Origin of the sequence: Ochrobactrum teleogrylli, assembly GCF_006376685.1 — a bacterium.
Classification (GTDB): domain Bacteria; phylum Pseudomonadota; class Alphaproteobacteria; order Rhizobiales; family Rhizobiaceae; genus Brucella; species Brucella teleogrylli.
In genome coordinates this window covers 123044-130181 of the sequence record NZ_VEWL01000013.1, presented here as the reverse complement: position 1 = coordinate 130181, position 7138 = coordinate 123044, and the positions used below count along the sequence as shown (strand labels likewise).

The window sequence follows — 7138 nt, the reverse complement described above, 5'->3', positions numbered from 1 at the left end:
ACGCCCGAACCGTCTCCCTTCACACGGATCTTTACGTTGTAATCGACAACCCGTTTTACTGCGACAAGGACTTTCATTCCTGACTCCTTCGAATTTTTGCTGCCCCAATTGCATCGGTGCCAGACATAATCGCAGCCAACTGGATGGCTCCCGTCGATGCGTACATCGCGTTATGGTCTGGTTGATAAGAACTGGGGCAAATCACATTAAAAATCGATGATTTCTGCGGCTCTGGCTGCGAGTGCAAAGGGCCCCTCGCGCCAGGAATAGCCAAGCTGCATGGCGGTATCGATTGCACCAGCGTCCGATGCAATCTCGGACAGATGTGTCTCGCAGTAGCGCACCAGCTTGCGCAACACCGAACGCGCATAGTTCCCAATTGGACCTTGTTCGCTAAGCAGGTCATGCAATTCCGTAGGCAACGGCACCGGGCGAGTGGCGCGATAAAGCATTTTGTCAGTATCGAGCACTTCGAACTGCCCATCGGCGGCCTTGCGGTAGAACCCGCCGCCCGCCTTGCGCCCAAACGACCCTTTTGCCAGCAATTCAATGATGAGCGGATTGCCCGGCAGATTATAGTCCTGCAAGGCATCATCTTTCGGCAGCGCCTGCATCAAACCGCCCCATATGGTTGGCACGAGGTCAATGCCAATCAGATCGAGCAACCCGAAAACACCGGTATTTGGAACTCCGAGTACCGTCTGCACAGCGTCGGCAGTTTCGATATCCAGTCCAAAACGACAAGCTTCCGTGACCGACACCGCTATCCAGAAACAGCCGATACGGTTGGCTATGAAGCCTGGCGTGTCATGGCAATCAATCGGTGTTTTGCCCAGCAATAATCTGGCCGCTTGATGCAACTGATCGCGCAGGTCAGGATCAGCCTGATCGTCGACAACAACTTCCAGAAGCGGCATCAGTCGTGGCGGATTGAAGAAATGCGTGATGGCAAAGCGGCGTGCAAGACTGCTTTCCATATCAGCAACCAGATCATGACGCGGGATGGTTGATGTGTTCGAAGAGAGAATTGCCGACGGTTTCAGATGGGGTGCAATTTTCCGGAACAACTCGCGTTTAATGTCGAGTTTTTCCACCACCGCCTCAATGACCCAGTCTGCATCCTGTAACCGGGCGAAATGATCGTCAATATTGCCGGGGCGTATTCGGGCTGCAGCCTCCGGCGTCGTAAACCCGCCCAATTTAAGCTGGCGGGAAATCCCGGTTTCCGCCGGTTCGATACGGTTGACGCCACGGGCAATATCCAGCAGTTCAACGGCAATACCGGCATCGGCAAACTGCGCTGCAATACCCGCCCCCATTGCGCCGGCTCCGATGATCCCGACTTTCTTTATTCCGGTTGTCTCGGCACCCGCGACTTTTGCTATCAGATTCTGCATGACGTGATCTCAGTCCAGCCGTACATCGATGAGCACCGGCCCATCCTTGGCCAGAGCTTTGGTCAAGGCTAAATCCAGCTCGCTATTGGTGGTCACCGTCACCGCCTCGACGCCAAAGCCCCGTGCAATCGATACCCAGTCAATTTCCGGCCGGACCAAGCTCATCATGTCGAGCGCTGTCGGGCCGGGTTCGGCACCAACCTTGGCATATTCTCCGAGCAGAATGGCGTAGGAGCGATTGTCGAGCAGCAATGTGGTGACGGGCAAGTTTTCGCGGGCCTGCGTCCACAATGCCTGGACCGTATAGGCGGCGGAACCGTCAGCCTGTAAAGCGATGACCCGTCGTCCCTTGTCGCCGACCGCTTCCGCCCCGATGGCAGCGCCCGTTGCGAGCGGCAGTCCTCCCCCGATTGCACCGCCTGTCACAGTCAACCAATCACACGGAGCAGCCAATGGCATGACCGCAGCAAAACCGCCTCCTGAGGTCAGCGCCTCATTGACGATGATGCTGTTTTCCGGAATCTGACGCGCTACAATCTGGGCCAGAGTATCCGGCGTTACCGGACCATCCACCGGCACTTCGATCTCTCCATTCTGGATGGCGATGTCGCTTTCACGAGCCCCAAGCGCTGTGGCCAAAGCAGTCAACGCGCCCTTCGCGTCCTGATGAGCGGTCGTCAGAGTCAGAACCTCGGCATCGGCGCGATGCAGCAGGCTCGGCAGACCGGGATAGCGGAAGAAGCCCACTGGCGGCGGACAATTGACCAGCACGACCAGATCATAAGGATCAAGACAATGTAGCGCTTCCGTTACCACATAAGGCACGACCGGCAGCACCAGCCGCCCTTTTCCCTTCGGCATGTTGGAAATGGTTGAACTTCCCATCAATTCAGCGCCGGTTTGGTCGGCAATGCCCTTGAGTAAAGGATGCAACTCTTCGACGACGGCCGGATTACCAAGGATCATGACCGCCTTGCGGCCAGATTTCAGAGCTTCGGCTACTTGCGTCACGACTGCCGGGTCCATTGGAGATGGCCCTTCTATACCCCCAAGTTCCGCCGTTACGCCGCCTTCGCTCCATGACACGTCTGCGGGCAAGACCAGAGACGCGATCTGGCCATAGCCAAAAGAGGCCTCTTTCAGACCAGCCATGGCGTCGGCACCGATTGATGCCGGTTTTGTGCCGAAGCGGTGCCATTCTGAACTGCCCCCTACGAGCGCTTCCACATCGGCAGTCAACGGACTGTCATGCGCAACATGATCTGTTGCATGATCGCCGACAATATTGAGCATGCCGCTGCCAGCACGACGCGCATTATGAATATTGGCAATGCCATTGGCATAACCTGGACCGCAATGCAGCAGTGTTACCGCCGGGCGCTGCGTGACGCGGAAATAGCCGTCGGCCATCCCGGTCACCACATTCTCCTGCAGACCCAGCACACAGCGGATACCGGGTATCCGATCAAGCGCCGCGACAAAATGCATTTCACTCGTGCCGGGATTGGCAAAGCAGGTATCTACCTTGGCGGCAACAAGACTATGGACGAGCGCTTCCGCTCCAGTGAGATGCGGTCTGTTCATAATGTTTCCAGTCGGACTTGAGTGAACATGGCCGCCACACGCCGACGGCGGCCAGTGGCTTCATTCTAACGATGCTCTATGATGAGGGCGTCCACAGCGATGGCGCTGTCGGTTCCCAGCATCAACGGATTGACGTCTAGTTCGAGCAAATTGTGCCTATGGTCGCCAGCATAGGCGGCAATGGCCATGATAGCATCAATAACCGGCTCCAGTTGCACCTTTGGCTTGCCACGAAAACCGTCGAGAAGCGCAAAGCTTTTCAGCCCGCGTAGTGCATTTTCAACGTCTGCACGACTGACCGGTAACAGCAATGGTGTGGCGTCCTTCAACAGCTCCACCAGAATACCGCCTGCACCGATGACGAGAACCAGCCCAAACAGCGGGTCGCGTTTGACGCCGACGATCAGTTCAGCAAGTGGGGCCGCTTGCATCGGTTCCATCAGAAATGTCGTAAGCTCGATTGAAGCATCGTGCTGTTTGACCGATGCGACCATGCGCTCGGCTGCAGCGATGGCATCATTTCGGCTACGAATGTTGAGAGCAACACCGCCAACTTCTGTCTTATGCGGCAGTTGATCATGCAGAACCTTCAGAACCATCGGGGCGTCGAAGGTTTCCGGCAGTTCGCGGATCGTCTCAATGGTCAAAATGTTGCCGTTCGGCACATTCAACCCATAGGAGCTCAATCGCCGCTTGGATTCCGCTTCATTCACTGTCACGCCGTTTGAAGGCAAGGCGGGGACTGCAAACGGGACTTTGGGTTCCAGGGCAGCATCGCCCTGCCGCCGGTCGCACCCAACCATTTTGCAATAATTCGCCCATTTCGCGACAACCTGCGCAGCATCATGCAGACCATTCAGAGGCACGATCCCTTGCGCGATCAGCGCTTCGGCATCTTCTGGCGGTATGCTTTCCGTATTCACCGATGCATGAAATACCGGCTTGCCCGCAATCTTGCCAGCTGCAGCCAGAGCCCGGTCCATAGCCTGATGCGCGGATTTATCCTTGTAGGGCGATCCGACCGGCGGATAATCGATCACCAGCATGGCCGCATCGTAATCACCGTTCAGCATGGTGGTGAACATGGGTGTCAGCAGTTCTTCGCTGCCCCAATAGCCTGCGGTGAAATCGAGCGGATTGGACACATGACCAAAGTCAGGCAATGTCGGCTTGATGATAGCTTTCTGTTGCTGACTTGGCTGTGGCAATTGCAAGCCAGCAAAGGAACAATAATCCGCAGCCAGGCCATTATCGCCGCCGGAACTGGAAAACACGGTGATGCGCTCGCCTTCAAGCGGTGCGGCAATCGAAGCAAGCTTCATCATTTCGAGGAATTGCGGGACCGTATCGGTCTCGATTACGCCGAGACGGGCAAACAATGCTTCATAATATTCATTTTGCCCGGCCAGCGAACTCGTATGGCTGGCGGCCATCACCGCACCAAGTTCTGAACGCCCGGAACGGCAGACGATGACCGGAATACGCTTTGCACGCGCCCGCAAGGCGGCCTGCGAGAACGCGGCCACATCACGTATGCCTTCCATAAACAGACCCAGACAGGTCACGTTCGGGTCATCGATGAGGTAATCAATATAGTCTTCAAAGCCGAGAACGGCCTGGTTGCCCGCGCTGATCAGATAGGAATAAGGCACCGAACGACCGTTGGAAACCAGATGCCCGGTGACGTTGCCACTCTGGGAAATGACCGCCGCGCCGCGACTGTTCTGCAACTTCGGGTAAAGTGCTGGCCAGATCGAGCCATGATTGACGTAATTGACGAGGCCATAACAATTCGGGCCGACCACCGCCATGTCGCCTGCAGCTTCGACAAAAGCCAGATTTCGCTCAAAACCCGCCGCGCCAATTTCGGAAAAGCCGGAAGCATAGCAAACGACACCACCCGCCTTCATGGCCGACAGTTCATGCAATGCGGTGATGGTCGCATCGGCATTGACGGCCAGAAATACCGCATCAGGCGAAACAGGCAGATCGGCAATCGACGGAATGCATTTATATCCGGCGATTTCGCTGCGTTTGGGATTCACCACATAGACATCGCCAGCATAATCCTGCTGACGCAGGGTTTTCAATGTTGCCTCGACCTGACCACCACCAATGAAGGCCATGGCGCGGGGCGCAAGAAGACGCGCAAAATTCTCTCGCAGCGTAGGGCTGATACGGCCCTCCTCCACGCTCGTACTCACCTGTAGCATATTCCTCTGCCTCTTAACTTAAGGCACTGCCAGCCCAGGGGGCTCAAACTTCCACGGCAGCGCTCGTTCCAGCTTGACTGGTAAGAGGTGCAGACGTCGGGAAATTCTCCACATCGAAATTGGGCAGCAGCGGATGATCGGCGGGATTTTCGCCAAACAGATCGCACAGCCATTTGCGGATGATGATACAGCAATCCTCGGCCGAATAGGCCTCTTCCATGACCCAGCCGTGCCATAGCCCGTCCGCCAGTTGCGTAAGAGCGATGGCCGCCAGGCGGACATCAATTTCCATATTCTTTTCTGCCGCGACCTTGGCAAGCCGACGTCCGAGAAACGCGCGGTATTTGCCCCATAGTTCGCGATGTAATGCCATGATCTCTGGAACAATCCAGGCGGCACTGTTGTAGTGAATATGAACCTGTTGATATCCGCGTCCGTGGAAAAATGGCCCACAGGCAACAAAGTATAGCGTATCGAAATTCCCGGTCTTCACCGATGATACAAGGTGCCGGTAATAATCGTCCCCATTTTGAAGGTAATAGCGATGTGCTGCGGTCAGCAGATCTTCCTTGCTGTCAAAATAGTGGTTTATCAATCCACGTGAAAAACCAGATTCTTTACTGATCGTGTTGATCGTCGAATTCAGATAGCCATGTTTGACTATTGAATTCAGCGTCGCAAGGATCAGATCCTGTCGTCTGATTTCGTTGGTTTGCCTCTTTTTGACAGCTTTCCGCATTCTTTACCTTCTCGAAGGCCGATGACTAACGGCGACACTTATTATTGATACGGTCTCAACAGATCCTTTGCGATAATATCCTGATGGACCTCGGACGTACCTTCCCAGATACGTTCGATACGCGCATCTCGCCAGAAACGCTGGATGGGGAATTCTTCCATAACGCCCATGCCACCAAAGATTTGCACGGCATCGTCCGCAACCCGGAACACCATTTCCGAGCACCAGTAATTCACCATTGACGCTTCAGTGCGGTTCATCGTCTGATTCTCAATTTTCCACGCGGCTTCTTTCACCATAAGATCACCGAGCTTTATATCAACCGCCATATTGGCAACCTTGAAACCGACCCCCTGGAATTCACCAATTGTTTTGCCAAACGCCTTGCGGGTTCCGGCCCACTCCTTGGTCATTTCGAAGATGCGTTCAGAACGACCGACACAATGGGCGGCCAAAGCAACCCGACCATCGTAGAGCCACTCATTGGCAGTATCGAAGCCCTTGCCCTCTTCGCCCAGAATATCATCGCTATGAACACGAACATCTTCGAGATAGACCATCGTCGGATTATAGCCACGGGTGACGATCGACTTCATCGGCTCTACACGCAGTCCCGGCAGGGTTTTGTCGAGCAGAAACGCCGTAAAACGCTTGCGTGGTCCGCGTGGCGTTTCATCCACGCCGGTAACAGCAATGAGAACGATGAAATCTGCGATATCGGCGTGAGAGATAAACTGTTTCACCCCGTTGATAACCCAGTGATCCCCATCGCGCACGGCCTTGGTCGTAATGCCGCGTGCGTCAGACCCCGCACCGGGTTCCGTGAGCGCGAAGGCATCCTTACGTTCGCCTCGGATAGCTGGCTTCAGATATTTTTCAATTTGGTCGCCCTTGCATTTGAAGAGGATGCCGGTAACGCCACGGTTCATGCACATGGTGAGCGCGGCGCTCGATTTACCAAGCACGCGTTCAGCCTGCATCTTGGTCTGCTTGTCGAGACCCGGGCCACCCCATTCTTCCGGCAGATTCATCCCGGCGAAGCCCGCCTGGATCGATTTTTGCTGAATTTCCTGTTTGATTTCCTCAGGAACGTAGCGAAGTTCCTCAACGAGATTCTCGTGCGGATAAAGTTCGCGCTTGCAGAACTCTTCCAGTGAATCGATGAGCGCCTGTTGTTCAAAACTTAATGCAAAATCCATGGTGTT

At 55.1% G+C, this 7138-nt stretch carries 5 protein-coding genes and 1 pseudogene; all 6 read right to left on the bottom strand.

Annotation, left to right across the window (positions count from 1 at the left end; translation table 11 throughout):
* Window positions 1-77: pseudogene (locus tag FIC94_RS18405) on the bottom strand (electron transfer flavoprotein subunit beta/FixA family protein); the annotation flags it as partial.
* A 129-nt stretch (window positions 78-206) separates the two neighbouring features.
* Complete coding sequence (locus FIC94_RS18400; protein ID WP_140025942.1) at window positions 207-1397, bottom strand: 3-hydroxyacyl-CoA dehydrogenase family protein; 1191 nt, start codon at window positions 1395-1397, stop codon at window positions 207-209.
* Window positions 1398-1406: 9 nt separating this feature from the next.
* Window positions 1407-2981: an acetolactate synthase large subunit gene (locus FIC94_RS18395; RefSeq protein ID WP_140025941.1), complete on the bottom strand. Its 1575-nt coding sequence runs from the start codon at window positions 2979-2981 to the stop codon at window positions 1407-1409.
* A gap of 65 nt (window positions 2982-3046) precedes the next feature.
* Window positions 3047-5194 (bottom strand): acetate--CoA ligase family protein, encoded by a 2148-nt coding sequence (locus FIC94_RS18390; RefSeq protein WP_140025940.1) that lies wholly within the window; start codon window positions 5192-5194, stop codon window positions 3047-3049.
* A gap of 43 nt (window positions 5195-5237) precedes the next feature.
* The gene (locus tag FIC94_RS18385) at window positions 5238-5933 is read right to left on the bottom strand and encodes a TetR/AcrR family transcriptional regulator (protein WP_140025939.1); all 696 of its coding nucleotides are present in this window, start codon (window positions 5931-5933) and stop codon (window positions 5238-5240) included.
* Window positions 5934-5974: 41 nt separating this feature from the next.
* Window positions 5975-7132: an acyl-CoA dehydrogenase family protein gene (locus FIC94_RS18380; protein ID WP_006188555.1), complete on the bottom strand. Its 1158-nt coding sequence runs from the start codon at window positions 7130-7132 to the stop codon at window positions 5975-5977.
* Window positions 7133-7138: the final 6 nt, after the last annotated feature.